The sequence below is a fragment of the Streptomyces sp. NPDC017940 genome (assembly GCF_044328435.1).
In the GTDB taxonomy this organism is placed as follows: domain Bacteria; phylum Actinomycetota; class Actinomycetes; order Streptomycetales; family Streptomycetaceae; genus Streptomyces.
In genome coordinates this window covers 258,053-279,248 of record NZ_JBIRHJ010000008.1, presented here as the reverse complement: position 1 = coordinate 279,248, position 21,196 = coordinate 258,053, and the positions used below count along the sequence as shown (strand labels likewise).

Here is a 21,196-nt window from a genome sequence, read left to right as displayed (position 1 = left end):
GGCTATCCTGCCTAGTTGGGTGCCCGCCACCTGGTTGGGGGTGGTGGGGGCCCTTGGGTTGGCTGCAACACGGTTAAATGTGGGGGGGTGGGGGGGGGGGGGGGGGGGGGCCCCCCCCCCCCCCCCCCCGCGACCGGGCCGCACCAGCGCCCCCGCCCCCTGTCCAGCGCCCTCGCCCCCTGTCCGGATCGTGGACCGCGCTCCCCCTGTATACGTCTTGTATCTATGCTGTGCGCATGCCAGCCGCCCCGCCCGCACTCCCGACCGCCCCCCACGCCTCCCCCAAGTCCCTGAAGCAGCCCCCCGCCGCCGAGCGCGTCTACGCCCACGTCAAGGAGGGCGTCCTGGCGCGCCGCTACGAGGGCGGCACGCTCCTGACCGAGGGCGAGCTGGCCGAGGCCGTCGGTGTGTCCCGCACGCCGGTCCGCGAGGCCCTGCTCAAGCTGGAGGTCGAGGGGCTGCTGCGGCTCTACCCGAAGAAGGGCGCCCTCGTCCTGCCGGTCTCCGCCCAGGAGATCGCGGACGTCGTGGAGACCCGGCTCCTCGTGGAGACCCACTCCGTGCGCAAGGCCGTGCCCGCGCCGCCCGGACTGCTCGTCCGGCTCACGGAGCTGCTCGAACAGCAGCGGGAGCAGGCCGGGGCGGGCGACTTCGCGGCGGCCGCGGTCACCGACCGCTGCTTCCACGCCGAGATCGTCCGCAGCGGCGGCAACGACATCCTGTCCCGCCTCTACGACCAGCTGCGCGACCGGCAGCTGCGGATGGGCGTCGCCGTGATGCACTCCCACCCCGACCGCATCGCCAAGACCCTCGCCGAGCACGAGGAGCTCCTCGCCGCCCTGACGGCGCAGGACACCGACGCGGCGGTCGACGTGGTCACGCGGCACGTCGGCTGGTTCCAGCACCTCGCGCGGGGAGCGGCACGATGACCACCGACGTGCCGGCCGCGGGGGCGGCACGGCTGCCGGGGGACCCGCCGGGCGGCCGCAGGGCCGTCCTCGTCTGGTCCGTGGGCGTCGCCGTCTACTTCGTCGCCGTCATCTTCCGCACCTCGCTCGGCGTCGCGGGCCTGGACGCCGCCGACCGCTTCCACGTGGGTGCCTCCGCGCTCTCGACGTTCTCGATACTCCAGCTCCTGGTGTACGCGGGCATGCAGATACCCGTCGGCCTGATGGTGGACCGCCTCGGCACGAAGAAGGTCCTCACCATCGGCGTGGTCCTGTTCACCCTCGGCCAGCTCGGCTTCGCGCTCTCGCCCTCGTACGGCACGGCGCTCGCCTCGCGCGCGCTCCTCGGCTGCGGCGACGCGATGACGTTCATCAGCGTGCTGCGGCTCGGCACCCGCTGGTTCCCGGCCCGCCGCGGCCCGCTGGTCGCGCAACTGGCGGGGCTCGTGGGCATGGCGGGCAACCTGATCTCGACGCTGGTCATCGCCCGCATGCTGCACGAGATCGGCTGGACCGCCGCGTTCGCGGGCAGCTCACTCGCCGGTGTCCTCGTCCTCGTCCTCATGACCCTGTTCCTGAAGGACCACCCGGAGGGCCACGAGCCGGAGCCGGTCGCCCCGCGCCCTGGCGCGGGCTCCGGGGCGCGCGCCACGGGCCCGGGCTACGTACGCGAGCAGATCGCGCTGTCCTGGCGGGAGCCCGGCACCCGGCTCGGCCTGTGGGTGCACTTCACGACGCAGTTCCCCGCGATGGTGTTCCTGCTCCTGTGGGGCCTGCCCTTCCTGGTCGAGGCGCAGGGCCTGTCCAGGGGCGCGGCGGGGGACCTGCTGACGCTGGTCGTCCTGGCCAACATGGCGATCGGGCTCGTGTACGGGCAGGTCGTCGCCCGGCACCACGCGGCGCGGCTGCCGCTGGCGCTCGGCACGGTGGCGGCCACGGCTGTCGTCTGGGCGGGCACGCTCGCCCACCCCGGGGACCACGCGCCGATGTGGCTGCTCGTGGTGCTGTGCGTGGTGCTCGGGGCCTGCGGCCCCGCCTCGATGATCGGCTTCGACTTCGCGCGCCCCGCGAACCCGCCGGAGCGGCAGGGAACGGCGTCCGGCATCACCAACATGGGTGGTTTCGTCGCCTCGATGACGACGCTCCTCGCCATCGGCGTGCTGCTCGACGCGACGGGCGACAACTACCGCGTCGCCTTCTCGGCGGTCTTCGTCCTGGAGGCACTCGGCGTCAGCCAGATCCTGCGGCTGCGCCACCGGGCGGCGCAAAGGGAGCGGGAGCGGCTCGTGGCGAGCAGGGTGGAGACGGTGCACGTACCGGTGTGACGGCCGCGTTCCCCTGTGCCGCGCCCCCGGCGCGGACAGCCTGGTTCCGGTCCCCGGTGTGGACGGCCTGGTTCCGGACCTCGGTGCGGACGGCCGGGTTCCGGGCCCACCCCCGGAACCCCCGGCCGACGGCTACGGCGTGACCGCGAAGTCCCGCAGGATCGCGTCGCCGAGGTCCTGGTCGCCCTCGACCTTCACCCGGTCCCTGACCGCCGCGTACGACACCCGCCCGCAGGCGAGGCGGAAGTAGACGTCCCAGTCCATGCCGATGGTGACGAGCGGACCGAGGGAGGGGGCGTTGTCGACCGTGGCCTTGCCCTCCGCGTCGACGCGCACCGTGCGCAGGAACTCCACGGGCCCGTTGATGTCGAAGACGATGGCCGAGCTCGCGGGGGCGCCCGCCTTCTCCGCGACGACCTTCGGCAGGCCCTGCAACAGCAGGTCGCGGGCGACGTAGGCGCCCGGCGAATCGAGGTTCCCCGGCTTGTTCAGGGCGGTGCGCAGGTCCTGTTCGTGCACCCAGACGTCGAACGCCCGTACGCGCGAGGCCACTTCCAGGGTCTGCTCGGTGCCGAGCGGGCCGCGGATCTTCGTCGACGGGTCGCGGGACTCGTTCCGCAGCTGCCGGGAGCGGCGGATGATGGTGTACTCAAGCTCGGAGGTCATCTCGGGCGCCGTGTGGTGGCGGCGGACGTCGACCTGCATCTCCATGTACCGCTGGCTCTCGGTCTGTACGTGGTACAGGTCCCGCGGCAGGGTGTGGATCGGCCGCGGGTCGCCCAGCATCTCGCAGTCGAGACCGATGACATGGGACACGATGTCCCGCACGGACCAGGCGGGGCAGGGGGTCGCGCGGTTCCACTCGCTCTCGGCGAGGGGTGACACCAGCTCGGATATCGCTTCCACTGCGTGGGTCCAGGCATCGGCGTAGGTGTGAAGGCTGGGATGGAGACTCACGGGACCCCTCGGCGGTCGTACGCGGGCGGTGGGTGTCTTGGGATGCGTGGGGGCCCGGGGGGTACCCCCGGAAAGGCACAGTACGCTGCCCGCGGGCACCCCGGCAGTGCTTTCGTGTGACGATCGTAGGCCTAGTTGACGGCTCGAATGCCAGGACGGTGGTAGTGTGCGCGCCTCTCTCCTCCAGATCGCCGTAGATGATGACGAACCAGTTGATTCCCGGCGGCGGCGGGTTTCTTCGCTGGTGCGCGAGGTCGCCGCGCGGGAGGGACCCGACCTGGTCGTGCTGCCCGAACTGTGGACCACCGGCGCGTTCGCGTACGAGTCCTTCGCCGCGGAGGCCGAGCCGCTCGCGGGGCCCACGTACGAGGTGATGGCGAAGGCCGCGCGGGACGCGGGGGTGTGGCTGCACGCGGGGTCGATCCCCGAGCGGGACGCCGCGGGCGACGGTGCGGGCGAGGGGGCGCTGTACAACACCTCCCTCGTCTTCTCGCCCGAGGGGGAGCTCGCCGCCTCCTACCGCAAGATCCACCGCTTCGGCTTCGACAAGGGCGAGGCGGTGCTGATGGGCGCGGGCTCCGAACTCGCCACCGTCCGGGTGCCCGAGGCCGTCCTCGGCCTCGCGACCTGCTACGACCTTCGCTTCCCCGAGCTCTTCCGGGGCCTCGTCGACGCGGGTGCCGAGGTGTTCGTGGTGCCCGCGGGGTGGCCTGCGCGGCGGCGGTCGCACTGGTCGTTGTTCGCACGGGCGCGGGCCGTGGAGGACCAGGTGTTCGTGCTGGCCTGTGGGACCGCGGGCACGCACGCGGGGGTGCCGCAGGCAGGGGCGAGCGTGGTGGTCGACCCCTGGGGCGAGGTCCTGGCGGAGGCGGCCGGGGCGGAGGAGGAGGTCCTCACCGTGGACCTCGACCTCCGCAAGGTCGCCGAGACCCGGGAGCAGTTCCCGGCCCTCAAGGACCGCAGGCTGGCGTAGGCACCACCGCTGCCGTCGGCCGGGGCGCCCGGGGGAAGGCGGAGGGGGCTAGTCCGCCTCGCCCCTGTCCTTCTCCGCCAGGCGGATCACGCAGACCGCCACCGCGAGGAGGAGGGCCGGGTCGGCGTCCTCGCGGGTGATCTGGACGCCGTAGGCGTCGCGGACGGTGAACCAGCGGCGGGAGATGTCGGCGAGCAGTTCGCCCTCGTACTCGACGGCGAACTCGCGGTCCAGGATCTTGCCGCTGACGTCCAGCTCGGACCCGTCCGCGAGCGCCACGCGGTAGTGGTTGCGCAGCAGGGAGAGCCGCTTGCGCTTCACCGTGGCCAGCGGCTCGCCCTCGCGCTCGATCACCATCGTGTCGCGCACGGACAGCATCTTCGCGTGGATGTCGATGAGGACCCGGCCCTGCATGTCCTTCAGCTCGAAGGTCTCCCGCAGGCGCATCGCCTTGCCGTCGACGAGGAAGACCTTGCGTCCCTGGTCGTCCTCGATCCAGTAGTCGTCGCCGATGCCGAACACACGGTCGCGTACGAGTAGCTTCATGCGGCCATGAGTACCCCGAAACGGACGTTCCGCTCGCGCGGACGCCCGGTCCGGCCCCGCCAGGACCGGTTCAGCCCTTGAGGAACGCCCGCAGCGCTTCCGCGAGGAGGTGCGGGTCGTCGGCGCCGCACAGCTCGCGCACGCTGTGCATCGACAGGATGGCCACGCCCACATCCACCGTCTTGATGCCGTGCCGGGCCGCGGTGATCGGACCGATCGTCGTGCCGCAGGGCATCGCGTTGTTGGACACGAACGACTGGAAGGGCACACCCGCCTTCTCGCAGGCGGCGGCGAACACGGCCCGGCCGCCGCCGTCCGTGGCGTACCGGTTGTTGACGTTCACCTTCAGGATCGGACCTCCGTTGGCCCGCGGGTGGTGCGTCGGGTCGTGCCGCTCGGCGTAGTTGGGGTGCACGGCGTGGCCCGTGTCGGACGACAGGCAGACGGTGCCCGCGAAGGACCGCGCCTTGTCCTCGTACGTGCCGCCGCGCGCGAACACCGAACGCTCAAGGACCGTGCCGAGCAGCGGGCCGTCGGCTCCCGTGTCGGACTGCGAACCGTTCTCCTCGTGGTCGAACGCGGCCAGCACGGGGATGTACGGGAGCGCGTCGGCGCCGGAAGCGGTGGCCACGGCCGCCAGCGCCGCCGTGGCCGCGTGCACGGACAGCAGGTTGTCCATCCGCGGGCCCGCGAGCAGCTCGCGGTCGCGGCCCAGGTAGGCGGGCGGCTCGACGGGGTGCGTCATCAGGTCCCAGCCGGTGACGTCGCCGGGCGCCAGGCCGCACTCCTCCTCCACGAACCGGATGAGGTCGCCCTCGTGGACGTTGCCGAGCCCCCAGACGGGCTGCATGTGCTTCTGCTTGTCGAGCTTCAGCCCGTCGGTGTGCACCGAACGGTCCATGTGGATGGCCAGCTGCGGCACTCTGAGCAGCGCGCGGTCCACGTCGACCAGGCGCGATGTGCCGTCCCGCAGGGAGAGGCGGCCTGCCAGGCCCAGGTCGCGGTCCAGCCAGGAGTTGAGCAGCGGCCCGCCGTAGATCTCGACCGCCACCTGGCGCCAGCCGTGCGCCCCGGTGTCGGGCAGCGGCTTGACCCGCAGGTTCGGGGAGTCGGTGTGGGCGCCCACGATGCGGTACGGGGTGTGGGCGGTGGCGCCCTCCGGCACGAACCAGGCGATGATCGCGCCGCCCCGCAGCAGATACTTGCCGCCGGTGCTGCCGTCCCACGCCTCGGTCTCCTCGACCTGGCGGAAGCCGGCCTTCTCCAGGCGTTCGGCGGCGCTCGCCACGGCGTGGTACGGCGAGGGGCTTGCCGCGAGGAAGCTGATGAGGTCGTCGGTGTGGCCGCGGTCGAAGCGGGGGCGAGTGCTCATGGTTGTCAGCCTAGTCAGGCCCCTGGGCCCGTTGCGTGGCCCACCTGCGGTGGGTGTGCCCGGTGGCGGGGGGTGCGGGGCGTTCTTTCCCGCCGCTTCGCGGGCGGGTGCTTCCCGCCGGGCGGTGGCCGTCCCCGTGGGGGTGCCCACCATTGGCGGGTGCGGGTTCGTTTGTTTTCGCCGCTTCGCGGCGGGTGTCTCCCACCCGCCCGCCCGTTGCTGCCCGTCGGGCTGTGGGCGTCTCCCGTGGGGGTGCCCACCGTTGGCGGGTGCGGGTTCGTTTGTTTTCGCCGCTTCGCGGCGGGTGTTTCCCGCCCGCCCGTTTCTGGCCGCCGTGGGGTGGGCGTCTCTTGTGGGGCGTGCTCTTCGTTGGCGGGTGCGGGTGGCCCGCCCGCCCTGGGGTGGGCGGGCCGTCTGCTGTGTGAAGGGGTCAGAAGGCGGACTCGTCGAGTTCCATGAGGTCCAGGGAGACACCCTCGGCGAGGGCGCGCTCGGTGGCGACGCCGGGGAGTACGTTCGCCGCGAAGAACTTGGCGGCGGCGATCTTGCCCCGGTAGAAGGCCGCGTCCTTCGCGCCCGCGCTCGGGAGCTTCTCGGCGGCCACCGCGGCACCGCGCAGCAGCAGATAGCCGACGACGACATCGCCGGAGGCGAGGAGGAGGCGGGTGGTGTTGAGGCCCACCTTGTAGATGGACTTGACATCCTGCTCCGTGGCCGCGAGGTCCGTGAGCATGACGCCGACCATGGCCTCGAGCTCGACGGCCGCCTTGGCCAGCTCCTCCCGCGCACCGGCGAGCTCCTCGCCACCGGAGCCGACGGCCAGGAACTTCTTGATCTCCTCGGCCAGGCCGTTCAGCGCGGCACCCTGGTTGCGGACGATCTTCCGGAAGAAGAAGTCCTGGCCCTGGATGGCGGTGGTGCCCTCGTAGAGCGTGTCGATCTTGGCGTCGCGGATGTACTGCTCGATCGGGTACTCCTGGAGGTACCCCGAGCCGCCGAACGTCTGGAGCGACTGCGCCAGCTGCTCGTAGGCCTTCTCCGAGCCGTAGCCCTTGACTATCGGCAGGAGGAGGTCGTTCAGCGCGTGCAGCGAGGACGCGTCGTCGCCGTTCGCCTCCTTGAGCTCGATCTCGTCCTGCACGGCCGCCGTGTGCAGGACCAGGGCGCGCATGCCCTCCGCGTACGCCTTCTGCGTCATCAGGGAGCGGCGCACGTCCGGGTGGTGAGTGATCGTCACCTTCGGCGCGGTCTTGTCCATGAACTGCGCGAGGTCGGGGCCCTGCACGCGCTCCTTGGCGTACTCCAGGGCGTTCAGGTAACCCGTGGAGAGCGTGGAGATCGCCTTGGTGCCCACCATCATGCGGGCGAACTCGATGATGCGGAACATCTGGCGGATGCCGTCGTGCTTGTCGCCGATCAGCCAGCCCTTGGCGGGGTGCTTGTCGCCGAACGTCATCTCGCAGGTGTTGGACGCCTTCAGGCCCATCTTGTGCTCGACGTTCGTCGCGTACACGCCGTTGCGCTCGCCGAGCTCGCCGGTCTCCCAGTCGAACTCGACCTTGGGGACGAGGAAGAGGGAGAGGCCCTTGGTGCCCGGGCCCGCGCCCTCGGGGCGGGCGAGGACGTAGTGGAGGATGTTCTCCGACATGTCGTGCTCACCGGAGGTGATGAAGCGCTTCACGCCCTCGATGTGCCAGGAGCCGTCCGCCTGCTGCACGGCCTTGGTGCGGCCCGCGCCCACGTCCGAACCGGCGTCCGGCTCGGTGAGGACCATCGTGGAGCCCCACTGCTTCTCCACGGCGATCTCGGCGACCTTCTTCTGCGCCTCGGTGCCCTCCTCGAAGAGGATGCCGGCGAACGCCGGACCCGAGGAGTACATCCAGACCGCCGGGTTGGCGCCGAGCAGGAGCTCCGCGTACGCCCAGATGAGGGAGCGGGGGGCCGTGGTGCCCCCGATCTCCTCGGGCAGGCCGAGACGCCAGTACTCGGAGTCCATGAAGGCCTGGTAGCTCTTCTTGAAGGAGGCCGGGACCGGCGCGGTGTTGGTCTCCGGGTCGAACACCGGCGGGTTGCGGTCGGCGTCCTCGTAGGACTCGGCCAGCTCGTTCTCCGCGAGGCGGCACAGCTCGCTGAGAATGCTCTTGGCGGTCTCGACATCCGTCTCCGCGAACGGGCCGCTGCCGTACAGCTGGTCGCGGCCGAGCACCTCGAAGAGGTTGAACTCGATGTCGCGGAGATTCGACTTGTAGTGCCCCATGGCGACGGCTCCGTAAGTGGCTCGGGAGGCTGGAATCCTCGTAGGCGTACCAGTAAGTAGCTAATCGCTCCCCATGATGCTACCCGTCGGTAATAAGAGGCAACCCCTGATCCCCCAAGTGTGAGCAGGGTCTACCTGGCGGGGCCCTCCGTCCCCCCGGGTACGAGCAGTGCGACCGGTGCGGCTAGCGCGTCGTGTCCGTCCTGTCCGTCAGGAAGTCGCCGAGGAAGCCGCCCATGAGCTGCTGCCACTCCTCGGGCCGCTCCGCGAAGGGCAGGTGGCCCGTGGCCAGGTCGGATGTGCGGGCACCGCTGATCCGGGCCGCGACCTCGCGCTGGACGGCGAGCGGGACCAGCTGGTCCTGGGTCGTCGCTATGACCAGCGTGGGTGCCGTGATCGCGGCGAGGTCCGCCCGGACATCCGTGCGCAGCACCAGGTCCACGTGGTCCGCGGTGCCCTCGGGCACCGAGTCCGCCGTGTTCCGCACGGCCTGCTCGACCTCCTCCTCGGACAGGGCGGCCAGCGCCGCCGGGCTGAGGGCGAGCGGGAGCAGGAAGCGGGCCAGCGCCGACCGGTCGCGGGGTGTGCTCCCCGCCGACGCCAGGTGGTGCCAGGTCCGGGCGGCCAGGGACATACGGGTGTCGGGGCGGGCGAAGGGTGCGGTCAGGACCAGGGCGGTCACCCGCGACGGATGGCGGGCCGCGACGCGGACGGCGACCGCCGTGCCCAACGAGTACCCCGCGAGCGCGAAGGTGTCCGCGCCCTCCGCGTCGGCCGCCGCCACCAGCTCGTCCGCGAGGCCGTCCAGGGTGAGGGGAGCCGTGGCCCGCGGCGACGCCCCCGTGCCCGGATAGTCGACCGCGACCGCTCTGTGCGCAGCCGTCAGGGCCGGGAGCACCGGGCCGAAGTTGGCGTCGACGGAGCCGCCCGCACCGTGCGCCAGGAGCAGGACCGGGCCCGCTCCGGTCGGCGTGCGCGCGGCCCACGTCGTACGGACGGTGCGCGCGGTCCGGGGCGTGCGGGGGGCGCGCACCGCTCGGGTCGCGGGCGTGGTCGTGGCCGTAGGTGCGGTCGTGGACATGTTGTGGTCCCCCCTCGGGTCCTCGGGACAGGTTCGGTTCCGGTCCGGCGACCCATGTTCTGTAGTCGGCGCTATAGAAACCGTAACCGCCGCTCCCCGCATTTGTCTAGCGCCCGCTATATAAAAGTCGAGCCCCCGACCGCGTACGGCGCCGTACCGGGGTCGGTACCCTGGCCCGTATGTACGGCTACGACCAGCACGCGGGCGCGGGGCAGGGGTACGTCCCGCCGCAACAGCCGCCGCCGCAAGGCCAGATGCCCGGTGGATACGGCCAGCAGCCCCCGCTGTACCCGGAGCCGTCGCCGCCGTCCCTCGCGGACGCGGTGCGCGCGTTCACCACGGGCTCGATGTCCGCCGAGGACTTCCAGCAGATCTTCGCCACGTCGAAGGTGTACTGCCCGCGCGGTGACAACCCCGGCTTCCTCGCGCTGCACAACACCCAGCAGCCGGTCATCCCGATGTTCACGTCGCTCAAGGAGCTGCGCCGGTACGCCGGCAAGGACTCGAAGTACTTCGTGATCACCGGCGCCGAGGTCATCGACCTGCTGCCGACCGGCTACGGCTTCGTCCTCGACATGGAGGGCGAGCACCGCATGGTGTTCGACGCGAAGGCCGTCGAGCAGATGGTCGACTTCGCCATGCGCCGCATGTACGGCTGACGGTTTCGGCCAGGGGCCGCGCCACCGACGATCACCGGAACGCCCGGAGGGAATGCCCTCCGGGCGTTTCGTGTTCCCAGTGGCAGAAAGTTCTACGTTCAACTAACCTGAGCGTACAAGGAGGTCCCAACATGCCTGCAGTGACCGTCGAGAATCCGCTGACCCTGCCCAAGGTGGTCGCACCGGCCGACGCCGTGGCACGCCCCGTGCTCACCGTGGCGACCGCGCCGTCCGGCTTCGAGGGCGAAGGGTTCCCGGTGCGCCGCGCCTTCGCCGGGATCAACTACAAGTACCTCGACCCGTTCATCATGATGGATCAGATGGGCGAGGTGGAGTACGCCGCGGGCGAGCCCAAGGGCACGCCCTGGCACCCCCACCGCGGCTTCGAGACCGTGACGTACCTGATCGACGGCACCTTCGTCCACCAGGACTCCAACGGTGGCGGCGGCACCATCCGCAACGGCGACACCCAGTGGATGACCGCCGGGTCCGGGCTGCTGCACATAGAGGCGCCGCCGGAGTCGCTCGTCACGTCCGGCGGGCTCTTCCACGGGCTCCAGCTGTGGGTGAACCTGCCCGCCAAGGACAAGATGATGGACCCCCGCTACCAGGACATCCGCGGCGGCCAGGTGCAGCTCCTGACCACCGGGGACGGGGGCGCGCTGCTGCGCGTCATCGCGGGTGAGCTGGACGGGCACGAGGGTCCCGGGATCACCCACACCCCGATCACCATGATCCACGCGACGGTGCGTCCCGGGGCTGAAGTAACGATTCCCTGGCGGGAGGACTTCAACGGGCTCGCCTATGTGCTCGCGGGGCGCGGGTCGGTGGGCGCCGAGCGGCGGCCCGTCGCCCTCGGGCAGACCGCGGTGTTCGGGGCCGGGTCCTCGCTGACCGTCCGTGCGGACGAGAAGCAGGACTCGCACACGCCCGACCTGGAGGTCGTGCTGCTCGGCGGGCAGCCGATCCGGGAGCCCATGGCGCACTACGGGCCGTTCGTGATGAACACCCGCGCGGAGCTCCAGCAGGCCTTCGAGGACTTCCAGAAGGGGCTGCTGGGGTCGGTTCCCGCCGTTCACGGCATGTAACCCCCCGGGCGGGGCGGGCGGGCCGAGCCCCCCCCCGCTCCGCCCGCACCGCCGTACGGTCCACGCAGCGCGCGTGGGCCCCCCGCACGGCCCACGCAACGCGCCCGTCGGCACGCCGTACGGCCTACGCGACGCTGCGTGGGCCGTGCTCCTGTGCTCGGGTGGTCCCGTGCATACCCTTCTGCCCGAAGCCGTGCGGCGGCTCGCCGCCTGGTGCGTGGTCGTGCTGCTCGTGGCCGGTGTCGCGGGCGTCGGCGTGTGGCTGTGCACCGTCCTGAAGGCGGCCGTGACGCCCGTGCTGCTCGCGCTGCTCGGGACGGCGCTGCTCGGGCCGCTGTACCGGCGGCTCGTGCGGATGCACGTCCAGCGCTCCCTCGCCGCGGGCCTGACCTGCGCGGCCGTTCTCGCCGTCGTCGGCGGTGCCACGTACATCGTCGTCAAGGCCCTCATCGACACCGGCGACCAGATCATCGCGTCCCTGAAGCAGGCCGCCGTCGACCTGTCGAAGCACTTCAGCGTGGCCGGGACCTCCCTCGACGACCTCGCGTCCAACGCCAAGGACCTGCTCGGCAAGTTCGGCGGCACGGCCGCGTCCGGGGTCGTCAGCGGGATCAGCGTCGTCGGCCAGATGATCGCCACCGCGGTGCTCGCGCTGCTGCTCGTCTTCTTCTTCCTGCGGGACTCCCACAAGGCCGCGGGCGCCCTGCGCTCCCTGGTGCCCGAGTCCTCCGCCGACACCGTGGAGGCGATGGCCCGGCGCGCGTTCACGGCCGTCGAGGGCTTCATGCGCGGGACCACGTTCATCGCGCTCATCGACGCCGTGTGCATCACCGTCGGCCTGCTGGTCCTGCGCGTGCCGGGCGCCGCCGGACTCGGAGCGCTGGTCTTCGTAGGCGCCTACATTCCCTACCTGGGGGCGTTCCTGTCCGGCGCCATCGCCGTGCTCGTCGCGCTCGCCGACCGCGGTCTCGTCATCGCGCTGTGGGCGCTCGGCGTGGTCCTCGCCGTGCAGGTACTCGAAGGGCACGTGCTCCAGCCGGTGATCCAGAGCCGCACCGTGCAGATGCATCCGGCGGTGGTGATGCTGGCCATCACCGCGGGCGCGTCCGTCGCCGGGATCATCGGGATGCTGCTCGCCGTGCCCCTGACGGCCGCCGCGTTCGGGGTCGTCTCCGAGATGCGCACCCGCTACCGCGGCCCCGACGCCGCCTAGGCCCGAGGGCCACCGGGACTACGCCGCCGTCTCCGCAGGGCTCCCCGACTCCTCGTGCAGCTCGAACCAGATGCTCTTGCCCTCGCCCCGGGGGTCCACCCCCCAGCGGTGCGCGAGCAGCTCCATCAGCACCAGACCGCGGCCGGAGGACGCGAGCTCGCCGGGCCTGCGCTTGTGCGGCAGGTCGTCGCTGCCGTCGGAGACCTCCACGCGGAGCCTGCGCGTGCCCTCCTCGCCGGTGACCTCCGCGACCAGGAGCGCGTCGCCGTCCGTGTGCACCAGGACGTTGGTGATCATCTCGGAGACCAGCAGGACCGCCGAGTCGACCTGGTCGGAGTCCGCCCAGTCGTGCAGCAGGGACCGCAGATGGCTGCGGGCGCCCGCCACGCGCTCCGGCTCGGCCTGGGCGATGGTCAGCATCGTGCGCCGGGTGCGGGCGCTCTGCTCGGGCCGTTCGGTGCGGCGCAGCAGGAGTACGGCGATGTCGTCCTCCCTGCGGTCGGCGAGCGGGCCCGTGGTGTGGTGCGAGGACGGCCCGTGCACGGCCTGCACCAGGGCGTCGGCCAACGCCTCCAGACTGTCGCTCTCGGCCGCCTGCGCTTCGTAGGACTTGCTCTCGTACGGCTGCGCTTCGTAGGCGCGCGTCTTGTGCGGCTGCGCTCCGGAAGTCCCGGTTCCGTCCGGCTGTGCGTACGCCTGCGCTTCGTAGGCCTCCGTCTTGCGCGCCTGCGCTCCGGAGGAACCGTTTCCGCCCGGCTGCGCTCCGGAGGCCCCCGTTCCGTGCGGCCGCGCCTCGGAGCCGTCGGTCTCGTACGGCTCGGGTTCCTGCCCGTCCCGTCGCTCCAGGACGCTCCGGATCCTGGCCCAGCCCGTCTCCAGGTCGTGGCCGCCCGTCTCGATCAGACCGTCCGTGCAGACCAGCATCGTCTCGCCGGCGTCGAGGACGAGCCGGGTCGTGGGGTAGTCGGCGTCCGGGTCGATGCCGAGGGGCAGTCCGCCCGCGATGGGTCTCTGAAGAACCGTTCCGTCTCTCATGCGTATGACGGGTTCGGGATGGCCCGCGCGGGCGATCTCCAGGATTCCGGTCGCGGGATCGGCCTCTACGTAGAGGCACGTCGCGAACCGCGGATCGCCGGCCATCTCGTCGCGGTCGTCGCCGTCGTCGCGGTTCGCACGGGTGTCCGTCGAGCCGTAGGCGATGCCCTCCATGACGCCGGACAGGAAGCGGGTCGCGCGGGAGAGCACGGCGTCCGGGCGGTGCCCCTCGGAGGCGTACGCGCGCAGGGCGATGCGCAGCTGCCCCATCAGGCCAGCCGCCCGTACGTCGTGGCCCTGTACGTCACCGATGACGAAGGCGATGCGGCCGCTGGGCAGCGGGATCACGTCGTACCAGTCACCGCCGACCTGGAGACCGCCGCCCGTCGGCACATAGCGCGCGGCCACGCTCATGCCGGGGATCTCCGGGCCGAGCATCGGCAGCATGGAGCGCTGGAGGCCGTCGGTCAGCTCGCGCTCGGACTCCGCGACCCCGGCCCGCGAGAGCGCCTGCGCCAGCATCCGGGCGACCGTCGTCAGGACGGAGCGCTCGTCGGGCGTGAACGAGACGGGATAGGTGAACGCCGCCATCCACGCGCCCATGGTGCGGCCCGCGACGGTCAGCGGCAGGAAGGCCCACGACCGCCGCTCGAACCGCGAGACCAGCGGCCAGGTGGTCGGATAGCGGCGGCGGTACTCCTCCGGGGAGGAGAGGTAGACCGCGCGGCCGGTGCGCAGCACCTCGGTGGCGGGATACTCCGTGTCCAGGGGCATGGAGGCGAGCGGGTCGTCGTCCCCGAAGCCGTGGTGGCCGTGGTGGCCGACGACGGTGAGCCGGTCGGCCCTGGCGCCGAAGACGGCGAGCCCGTCCGGCGAGAAGCCGGGCATCGACAGGCCCGCGGCGACCCGCAGGACCTCCTCCGTGGAGCGCGCCTCCGCGAGCGCGCGGCCCGCGTCGAGCAGGAAGGCCTCCCGGGAGCGCCGCCAGTCGCCGGTGACGGGCGCGCGGGCGGCGGCGCCGGGGGCGGGCTCACCGACCTCCTGGAGGGTGCCGATCAGCTCGTAGGTGTTGGCCTTCTCGTGCACGATCGGCCGGGTGCGGCTGCGCACCGTACGCAGTACGCGGCGGCCCTGCTCGTCCATGATGCGCAGCCGGGCCTCGGCGAGGGTGTCCTCGGCGACGGCGAGCTGCACGATGCCGTGGATCTCGTTCCAGTCGACCGGGTGGAAGCGGGAGCGCACCGCCGCCTCGGTGGTGGTCCTGGCGTGCGGGGGCAGTCCGAGGAGCCGGGCCGCCTCGGCGTCCAGGGTGACGATCCCGGTGGCGTTGTCCCAGCGCCACAGGCCGGTGGCGATCGCCGCGAGCACGTCCGCCACGGGCGGCAGGGAGTCCCCCACGGGCGGCAAGGAGTCCTCCACGGGCTTGAGGGAGTCCCGTCCGGGAGGCAGGGAACCTTCCCCCACCTGCTCGCGGGGCTCATCGGTGCGCATTGCATCACTTTAGGAACACTGATGCGCCGCTCGCCACCGTATGTCCGTCCGACGCCCGTCGATATACGGGGGAAGCGATCTTCCACCGGACGGTAGCCTTGATTCGCAAGCACCTTCTTGACGCCCGGCCCGGGCACGCCCCCGGGCGGGCACTCCCGATTCCGAAAGACTGGATGAACGACGATGCATCGGTACAGGTCGCACACGTGCGGTGAGCTCCGGGCCTCTGACGTCGGCACCGACGTCCGGCTGAGCGGATGGCTGCACAATCGGCGCGACCTGGGCGGCATCCTCTTCATCGACATCCGCGACCACTACGGCATCACGCAGCTCGTCGCCCGCCCCGGCACCGCCGCGGCCGAGACCCTGGACAAGCTCTCCAAGGAGACGGTCGTCCGCGTCGACGGCAAGGTCGTGTCCCGCGGCGCGGAGAACGTGAACCCGGAGCTGCCCACCGGCGAGGTCGAGATCGAGGCCGTCGAGGTCGAGGTGCTCGGTGCGGCCGCCCCGCTGCCCTTCACGATCAACGCCGAGGACGGCGTGAACGAGGAGCGGCGCCTGGAGTACCGCTTCCTCGACCTGCGCCGCGAGCGCATGCACCGCAACATCATGCTGCGCAGCGCCGTGATCGCCTCGATCCGCTCGAAGATGGTGGCCCTCGGCTTCAACGAGATGGCGACCCCGATCCTCACCGCGACCTCCCCCGAGGGCGCGCGCGACTTCGTGGTCCCCTCGCGGCTGAACCCGGGCCGGTTCTACGCCCTGCCGCAGGCCCCGCAGCAGTTCAAGCAGCTGCTCATGATCTCCGGCTTCGACCGGTACTTCCAGATCGCGCCGTGCTTCCGCGACGAGGACGCCCGCGCGGACCGCTCGCCGGGCGAGTTCTACCAGCTCGACGTGGAGATGTCCTTCGTCGAGCAGGAGGACGTCTTCCAGCCCATCGAGAAGCTGATGACGGAGCTGTTCACGGAGTTCGGCGGCGGCCGCGAGGTCACCTCGCCGTTCCCGCGCATCCCGTTCCGCGAGTCGATGCTCAAGTACGGCAACGACAAGCCCGACCTGCGCGCCAAGCTCGAACTGGTCGACATCACCGATGTGTTCGCGGACTCGGGGTTCAAGGCGTTCGCGGGCAAGCACGTGCGCGCCCTGCCGGTGCCGGACACCGCCGGGCAGTCCCGCAAGTTCTTCGACGGCCTCGGTGAGTACGCCGTCGAGCACGGCGCGAAGGGCCTGGCCTGGATCCGCGTCGGCGAGGACGGCGCGTTCGCGGGCCCGATCGCCAAGTTCCTCACCGAGGACGACGTCCAGGAGCTGACCAAGCGCCTCGCGCTGGCCCCCGGCCACGCCGTCTTCTTCGGCGCGGGCGAGTTCGACGACGTCTCGAAGATCATGGGCGCGGTGCGCGTCGAGGCCGCCAAGCGCGCCGGGCACTTCGAGGAGAACGTCTTCCGGTTCTGCTGGATCGTCGACTTCCCGATGTACGAGAAGGACGAGGACACCGGGAGGATCGACTTCTCCCACAACCCCTTCTCCATGCCCCAGGGCGGCATGAAGGACCTGGAGGAGAAGGACCCGCTCGACATCCTCGCCTGGCAGTACGACATCGTCTGCAACGGCATCGAGCTGTCCTCCGGTGCCATCCGCAACCACGAGCCCGAGGTCATGCTGAAGGCCTTCGAGATCGCGGGTTACGAGGCCGAGACCGTCGAGCAGGAGTTCGCGGGCATGCTGCGCGCCTTCCGCCTCGGCGCCCCGCCGCACGGCGGCATCGCCCCCGGTGTCGACCGCATCGTGATGCTGCTCGCCGACGAGCCCAACATCCGCGAGACGATCGCCTTCCCGCTCAACGGCAACGCCCAGGACCTGATGATGGGCGCCCCGACCGAGCTGGAGGAGTCCCGCCTCAGGGAGCTGAACATCGCCCTGCGCAAGCCGGCCGCCCCGGCCCGCACCGAGGCCGCCTCCGCCAAGGAAGCCGCCTCCAGCAAGGAAGCCCCCTCCGCCAAGGAAGCCGCCCCTGCCAAGGGTGAGCAGGGCGCCGAGTAGCGTCCGCCGCACGGCAGGGAGGGGCCCGGAACCGAATGGTTCCGGGCCCCTCCGCCGTGGGCGGGCCCTGTCGCCGTACGGGTCCCGGTGACGGAGCCGGAGTGGGCGGAACCTCCCCAACCCCCTGGGCACTCCACTACCCTGACTGTTCATCAAGCGCACACCAAGCGCGTACGGAGCGCACTCGGAGCGCACCCGCGCCGGGACCGCGCGCCGTGCGCCCCCGCGCCGGGAACGCGCCGAGGACGTGCCGAACGGCGACACATCGGGGGGCCGGTGTCCGACGATCTGGGATTCGGCAAGCTGCTGGACGACGACGGGCTGGTCGCGCGGCTGCTCGGCAAGACCCACAAGGGGCGCAACCGCCCGCTCCTGTACGGGCCCGACCTGCCGGTCGTCCTGCTCACCGGTGGCCCCGGCATGGGCAAGGGACGGCTGCTGCGCTGCGTACGGGACGGGTTCGGGCGCCATGTCCCCGCCGCCCACCTGGACTGCGCCGCCCCCGTGTACGCCGAGCGCGCCGCCCAGCACCCCACTACCCGCTCCGACGTCACCGAGGCCCTGCGGGAGCTTGCCGTGCAGTTCGGGGCGTGGGGCGGCGACGGCGGCGCGATCCCGGTGCCGCGCCTGTACGCGGGTCTGGTGGCGGTCGCCGCCGGTGACCCGCTGGCGGCTTCGGTCACCGGCCTCGAAGAGGTGCGCAGGCACGACGACCTGCTGCCCAGGGGCTCCTTCTGGGGCGGTGTCCTGCACCGGGCGTTCCGCGCCTACCTCGCCGCGCTCGCCGCCCTGCTCGCCGCCCAGCCCCTGGCCACCCCGCTCATCACCGCCATCCTCGACGAACTCTTCGAGCGGCTCTCCTCGGAGGGCAGGGCGGCCCTGGAGGACTGCTACGGCGCCTACTCGGGTGCGGCAGGACATCCGCGCCTCGGCCTGCACGCCCTGAGCGTGGACTTCCAGCAGGGCGGCGAGGGGCGCGCCAACGCCGAGAGCTTCCTGTTCCGTGCGCTGCGCGAGGACGTCGAGGCGGCGTACGCGTCGATGCGCGGCCGGATGGCGCGCGCCGGGCGCCCCGCGGTGCTGCTCGACCACGCGGACAACGCGCTCGGCAGAAGGCTGCTCAGGCCCGTCCTGCTCGACCGGGAGAGCGGGCACCACGACCGGGTGGTGGTGTGCGCGACGGCGCGCCGCGCGGACGGCGGCCGCTTCCTGTACCGCTCGACGGACGCCGACGCGGGCTCCGTGACGGCCTGGGGCCCCGCCGACGGCGGGCTGCCCGCCTGGCGGCGCGCGCGGGGCGGCGTACCCGGCCTTGTCGCCCCGGCGCGCGGCATCCTGCTCGTCCGCATGCCCACCCTGACGACCGAGCAGCAGAACAACGAGGTCGCCCGGCTCCAGGGGCACGGCCGCGGCGGCGCGGGGGCGCGGGTGTCCGGCGGGCACCCGCCCGAGGAGCACGCGTCGCGGCTGCGGGTCGAGAGCGGCGTCCACCGGCTCAGCGGCGGCCGGCCGCGGTTCGTCACCCGGCTCGGGGAGGGCGCCGCGTCGTTGCGGGTGCGGGACCCGGGCGCGTTCACCGACTGGGACCTCCTCGACGCCCCGGTGCGGTCGCGGGACGAGCCGGATGGCCGCCCCGTGCCCGTGGCGGACCTGCTGCTCGACGACCTGATCGTCCGCCAGCTCCCCGAGGAGCTGCCGCCCGAGCAGCACGAGCACTGGCTCGACCTGCTCACCCATCTCTCGGTCGCGCACACCGGGGCGTGCGCGCAGCGCCTCGTGCAGTCCTGGCAGGAGGGACGCGACGTGCGCCTTACCGCGTACCGCGTGGACGAACTGCTCGCCGACAGCGGCTGGCCGCAGTGCTCGCGCCACTTCATCGGCGACCGGGGGCTGCGGCACCTGCTGATGCGGCGGCTGCACCGGATGCGGGGCGGCGGGGACGCGGGCGCGGGGGGTGCGGGCGGGGCCACAGGTGAGGGCGCGGGCGCGGATGGCGCCGTCTGGCGTGCCGACCACATGCTGCTGCGCGCACATTTCGCGGACCGCCTGCCCTCCGCCGCCGACGACCAGTGCGGCACCGCGGCGGCGCACGCCGCGCACCACCATCTCGCGGCGGGCGGCGTGGACGCCGCCGTGGACCATCTGACCGGTGCGTTCCCGATGCGCGACACCACCCGCTCGATGCGGGAGTGGTGCGCGGAACTGCTCGCGATCGCGGGCGCCCCCTGCGCCGCCCCGCTCGCCGGCGCGCCGGACGACCGGCACGCGCGTGCCCTGGGGGAGGCCCCGCCGTCCGGCGGCGACTGGCTGCGGCGCCGGATCGACCGGCTGCTGCACGCGGTGTGGGTGTACGAGGACCGGGCCCGCCCCGTCGACCAGGCGCTGGCGGGCACCTGGCGGCAGCTGCTCGACCGGCTCACGGACGAGCCGGTGCCGGGCACGGAGGTCCTCACGCGCATGGCGGGCGAGTGGGCGCAACTGGCACAGGAGAGGCAGCCGTTGAGCGCGTGCGCGTGCACACGGCACCTCGGGTAGAGGGGGCGGCGATGTACGACGGCGGGAGAGGGCGGGCGCGGTGCTGAACTGGCTGTACAAACACCTGTGGGCGACGCGCCTGAAGAAGGCCGTCACGATCGTGGTGGCGGCGGCGGTCGTGACGACGGCGGCGATCGTCGTACCGCGGAACGTGGGCGGCCCCGACAACTGCGCCGACGGTGTGGAGAGGCACGGCGGCGAGTGCATCGGGGTGAACGGTTCCGGATACGACTTCGGCGTACCGGAGATCACCAAGGTCAGCGACGCGATCGCCGCGGAGAACCGGCGCGTGGACGGCCGCCCGCACATCACGGTGGCCATGATGCTGCCGCTGCAACCGGAGGCGGACGCCGAGCGCGCGCAGTTGCGCAGCGACGTCCAGGGCGCCTATCTCGCGCAGTACCGCGCGAACCGCGCCGAGCAGAAGCCGCTGATCCGCCTGGTCCTCGCCAACCCCGGCCGCAACTACGGGCAACAGGCGCGGGTCGTCGACCGGCTCGCCGTGCTCGCCGACTCCACGCGGCACAATCTGCGCGCGGTCACCGGTTTCAACCTGAGTCTGCGCAACACGGTCGCCGCCGTGGACCGGCTCACCAACGAGCTGCGCATCCCCGTCCTGATCAGCCGCGCCAGCGCCGACGAACTCGCCAACACCGAGGGGCGCGAGAGCAAACCGCGCTTCCGGGGCCTCGCGCGCGTGATCCCCACCAATCAGCAGCAGGCCGAGGCGCTCGCCGCGTTCCACGGCAACCTCAACGACGACGAGACCGTCCTGGTCAGGGACACCCGGCCGGACGACGTCTACGTCGAGTCCCTCGCGCGGGCCTTCAGCCGGGACGAGCCGGGCCGGGCGGGAGCCAAGGACCAGACGTTCGTCTCGCCGTCGATCGGCGACCCGGGGGAGACCGGCAACGACTTCACCCTGATAGGCCACAACATCTGCCAGTCCCGGGCGAAGGTCGTCTACTTCGCCGGGCGCCCCGTCCATCTGCGGCTCTTCGCCCTCAAGCTGGCGGAGGTGCCGTGCCACGGCAGGAAGTACAAGGTCGTGAGCGGTTCGGGTGCGGCGACCCTCGACCGGTACATGAGCGACGCGGACTGGAGGAAGCTCCGGGGCGACGAGGGGGCGAAGGATCCCGCGGTCACCGTGCAGTACACGGCCCCCGGGCACCCCGCGGCCTGGTCGTCGGCGGGGCGCGGGGCGAAGAACCGGCCCGCGCACCTGGTCGAGCCCGCCCGGGAGCTGGACGAGCTGCGTGCGCTCGTCGGGCGGGAGGGCGCGGGGGACATCGGCCCGGTCGAGCTCGACGACTCCCGCACCATGCTGGTGCACGACGGGGTGCGCACGATCACCCGGGCGGTGTTCCTGGCGAACGCCCAGTCGGCCGGTGCGGTGCCGCCGCGCGAACGGGTGTCCGCCCAGTGGTCCCGCCTGGAGTCCGCGCACCGGGTGGCCGGAACCAGTGGGTGGGTGTGCCTGACCAACGCCGGAAATCCGTACGACAAGCCGGTGGCCGTCGTCGAACTCGACCCCCGTACGCGGAAGCTGGCGTTCGTCGGCCTGGCCTGGCCGGAGGGGCGTCCGCAGCCCAAGGACTGCGTGGTGCCGAGCGGGACGTGAAGGGGCGAGGGGCGGGCGACGGGCGGTCCGGGGCCGGTCGGCGGATCGGG

Annotated in this window: 15 protein-coding genes; 9 read left to right on the top strand and 6 right to left on the bottom strand. The window is 72.2% G+C overall.

Annotation, left to right across the window (positions count from 1 at the left end; genetic code table 11):
- Positions 1–236: 236 nt before the first annotated feature.
- Positions 237–929: a GntR family transcriptional regulator gene (locus ACH4DX_RS27540; protein WP_398157147.1), complete on the top strand. Its 693-nt coding sequence runs from the start codon at positions 237–239 to the stop codon at positions 927–929.
- Positions 926–2,272, top strand: coding sequence for a nitrate/nitrite transporter (locus ACH4DX_RS27535; RefSeq protein WP_398157146.1), 1,347 nt, complete (start codon positions 926–928; stop codon positions 2,270–2,272). Before ACH4DX_RS27540 ends, ACH4DX_RS27535 begins: the two co-directional genes overlap by 4 nt.
- A gap of 132 nt (positions 2,273–2,404) precedes the next feature.
- Here ACH4DX_RS27535 and ACH4DX_RS27530 read toward each other — a convergent pair whose 3' ends face one another.
- Entirely contained in the window at positions 2,405–3,229 is an 825-nt protein-coding gene (locus ACH4DX_RS27530) for a maleylpyruvate isomerase family mycothiol-dependent enzyme (protein WP_398119645.1), read from the bottom strand.
- Between the two features lie 166 nt (positions 3,230–3,395).
- On the opposite strand from ACH4DX_RS27530, the gene ACH4DX_RS27525 reads away from it, so the two are divergent.
- The gene (locus ACH4DX_RS27525) at positions 3,396–4,202 is read left to right on the top strand and encodes a carbon-nitrogen family hydrolase (protein ID WP_398119646.1); all 807 of its coding nucleotides are present in this window, start codon (positions 3,396–3,398) and stop codon (positions 4,200–4,202) included.
- A gap of 48 nt (positions 4,203–4,250) precedes the next feature.
- Here the strand turns inward: ACH4DX_RS27525 and ACH4DX_RS27520 are convergent, their stop codons facing one another.
- From ACH4DX_RS27520 to ACH4DX_RS27505, 4 genes are all read right to left on the bottom strand, one after another.
- Positions 4,251–4,748, bottom strand: coding sequence for an LURP-one-related/scramblase family protein (locus ACH4DX_RS27520; RefSeq protein WP_398119648.1), 498 nt, complete (start codon positions 4,746–4,748; stop codon positions 4,251–4,253).
- A 70-nt stretch (positions 4,749–4,818) separates the two neighbouring features.
- The gene (locus ACH4DX_RS27515) at positions 4,819–6,120 is read right to left on the bottom strand and encodes a M18 family aminopeptidase (protein WP_398157145.1); all 1,302 of its coding nucleotides are present in this window, start codon (positions 6,118–6,120) and stop codon (positions 4,819–4,821) included.
- 430 nt (positions 6,121–6,550) lie between these two features.
- Entirely contained in the window at positions 6,551–8,377 is a 1,827-nt protein-coding gene (locus tag ACH4DX_RS27510; protein WP_398119652.1) for an acyl-CoA dehydrogenase, read from the bottom strand.
- Positions 8,378–8,561: 184 nt separating this feature from the next.
- Positions 8,562–9,458: an alpha/beta fold hydrolase gene (locus tag ACH4DX_RS27505; protein ID WP_398157144.1), complete on the bottom strand. Its 897-nt coding sequence runs from the start codon at positions 9,456–9,458 to the stop codon at positions 8,562–8,564.
- A 179-nt stretch (positions 9,459–9,637) separates the two neighbouring features.
- Here ACH4DX_RS27505 and ACH4DX_RS27500 point away from each other — a divergent pair, with 179 nt between their 5' ends.
- The 3 genes from ACH4DX_RS27500 (at position 9,638) to ACH4DX_RS27490 (ending at position 12,418) form a co-directional block, all read left to right on the top strand.
- Positions 9,638–10,117 carry an SseB family protein gene (locus ACH4DX_RS27500; protein ID WP_058850131.1) on the top strand — a complete coding sequence of 160 codons (480 nt, stop codon included), beginning with the start codon at positions 9,638–9,640 and terminating at the stop codon, positions 10,115–10,117.
- Between the two features lie 131 nt (positions 10,118–10,248).
- Positions 10,249–11,205, top strand: coding sequence for a pirin family protein (locus tag ACH4DX_RS27495; protein ID WP_398119656.1), 957 nt, complete (start codon positions 10,249–10,251; stop codon positions 11,203–11,205).
- Between the two features lie 169 nt (positions 11,206–11,374).
- Positions 11,375–12,418 carry an AI-2E family transporter gene (locus tag ACH4DX_RS27490; RefSeq protein WP_398119658.1) on the top strand — a complete coding sequence of 348 codons (1,044 nt, stop codon included), beginning with the start codon at positions 11,375–11,377 and terminating at the stop codon, positions 12,416–12,418.
- 18 nt (positions 12,419–12,436) lie between these two features.
- Here ACH4DX_RS27490 and ACH4DX_RS27485 read toward each other — a convergent pair whose 3' ends face one another.
- Positions 12,437–14,944 (bottom strand): SpoIIE family protein phosphatase, encoded by a 2,508-nt coding sequence (locus tag ACH4DX_RS27485; RefSeq protein WP_398157143.1) that lies wholly within the window; start codon positions 14,942–14,944, stop codon positions 12,437–12,439.
- Positions 14,945–15,127: 183 nt separating this feature from the next.
- Between ACH4DX_RS27485 and aspS the strand changes: the two genes are divergently transcribed.
- From aspS to ACH4DX_RS27470, 3 genes are all read left to right on the top strand, one after another.
- Entirely contained in the window at positions 15,128–16,990 is a 1,863-nt protein-coding gene (aspS, locus tag ACH4DX_RS27480; protein WP_398157142.1) for an aspartate--tRNA ligase, read from the top strand.
- 276 nt (positions 16,991–17,266) lie between these two features.
- Positions 17,267–19,525 carry a hypothetical protein gene (locus ACH4DX_RS27475; protein ID WP_398157141.1) on the top strand — a complete coding sequence of 753 codons (2,259 nt, stop codon included), beginning with the start codon at positions 17,267–17,269 and terminating at the stop codon, positions 19,523–19,525.
- A gap of 40 nt (positions 19,526–19,565) precedes the next feature.
- A complete protein-coding gene (locus tag ACH4DX_RS27470; protein WP_398157140.1) occupies positions 19,566–21,146 on the top strand; it encodes an ABC transporter substrate-binding protein in 1,581 nt (526 codons plus the stop codon).
- Positions 21,147–21,196 lie beyond the last annotated feature (50 nt).

Coding starts and splice junctions, on each gene's coding strand:
- ACH4DX_RS27485 (WP_398157143.1), bottom strand. CDS start 14,944: ATGCGCACCGATGAGCCCCGCGAGCAGGTGGGGGAAGGTTCCCTGCCT.
- ACH4DX_RS27495 (WP_398119656.1), top strand. CDS start 10,249: ATGCCTGCAGTGACCGTCGAGAATCCGCTGACCCTGCCCAAGGTGGTC.
- ACH4DX_RS27510 (WP_398119652.1), bottom strand. CDS start 8,377: ATGGGGCACTACAAGTCGAATCTCCGCGACATCGAGTTCAACCTCTTC.
- ACH4DX_RS27500 (WP_058850131.1), top strand. CDS start 9,638: ATGTACGGCTACGACCAGCACGCGGGCGCGGGGCAGGGGTACGTCCCG.
- ACH4DX_RS27540 (WP_398157147.1), top strand. CDS start 237: ATGCCAGCCGCCCCGCCCGCACTCCCGACCGCCCCCCACGCCTCCCCC.
- ACH4DX_RS27535 (WP_398157146.1), top strand. CDS start 926: ATGACCACCGACGTGCCGGCCGCGGGGGCGGCACGGCTGCCGGGGGAC.
- ACH4DX_RS27505 (WP_398157144.1), bottom strand. CDS start 9,458: ATGTCCACGACCGCACCTACGGCCACGACCACGCCCGCGACCCGAGCG.
- aspS (WP_398157142.1), top strand. CDS start 15,128: ATGCATCGGTACAGGTCGCACACGTGCGGTGAGCTCCGGGCCTCTGAC.
- ACH4DX_RS27520 (WP_398119648.1), bottom strand. CDS start 4,748: ATGAAGCTACTCGTACGCGACCGTGTGTTCGGCATCGGCGACGACTAC.
- ACH4DX_RS27515 (WP_398157145.1), bottom strand. CDS start 6,120: ATGAGCACTCGCCCCCGCTTCGACCGCGGCCACACCGACGACCTCATC.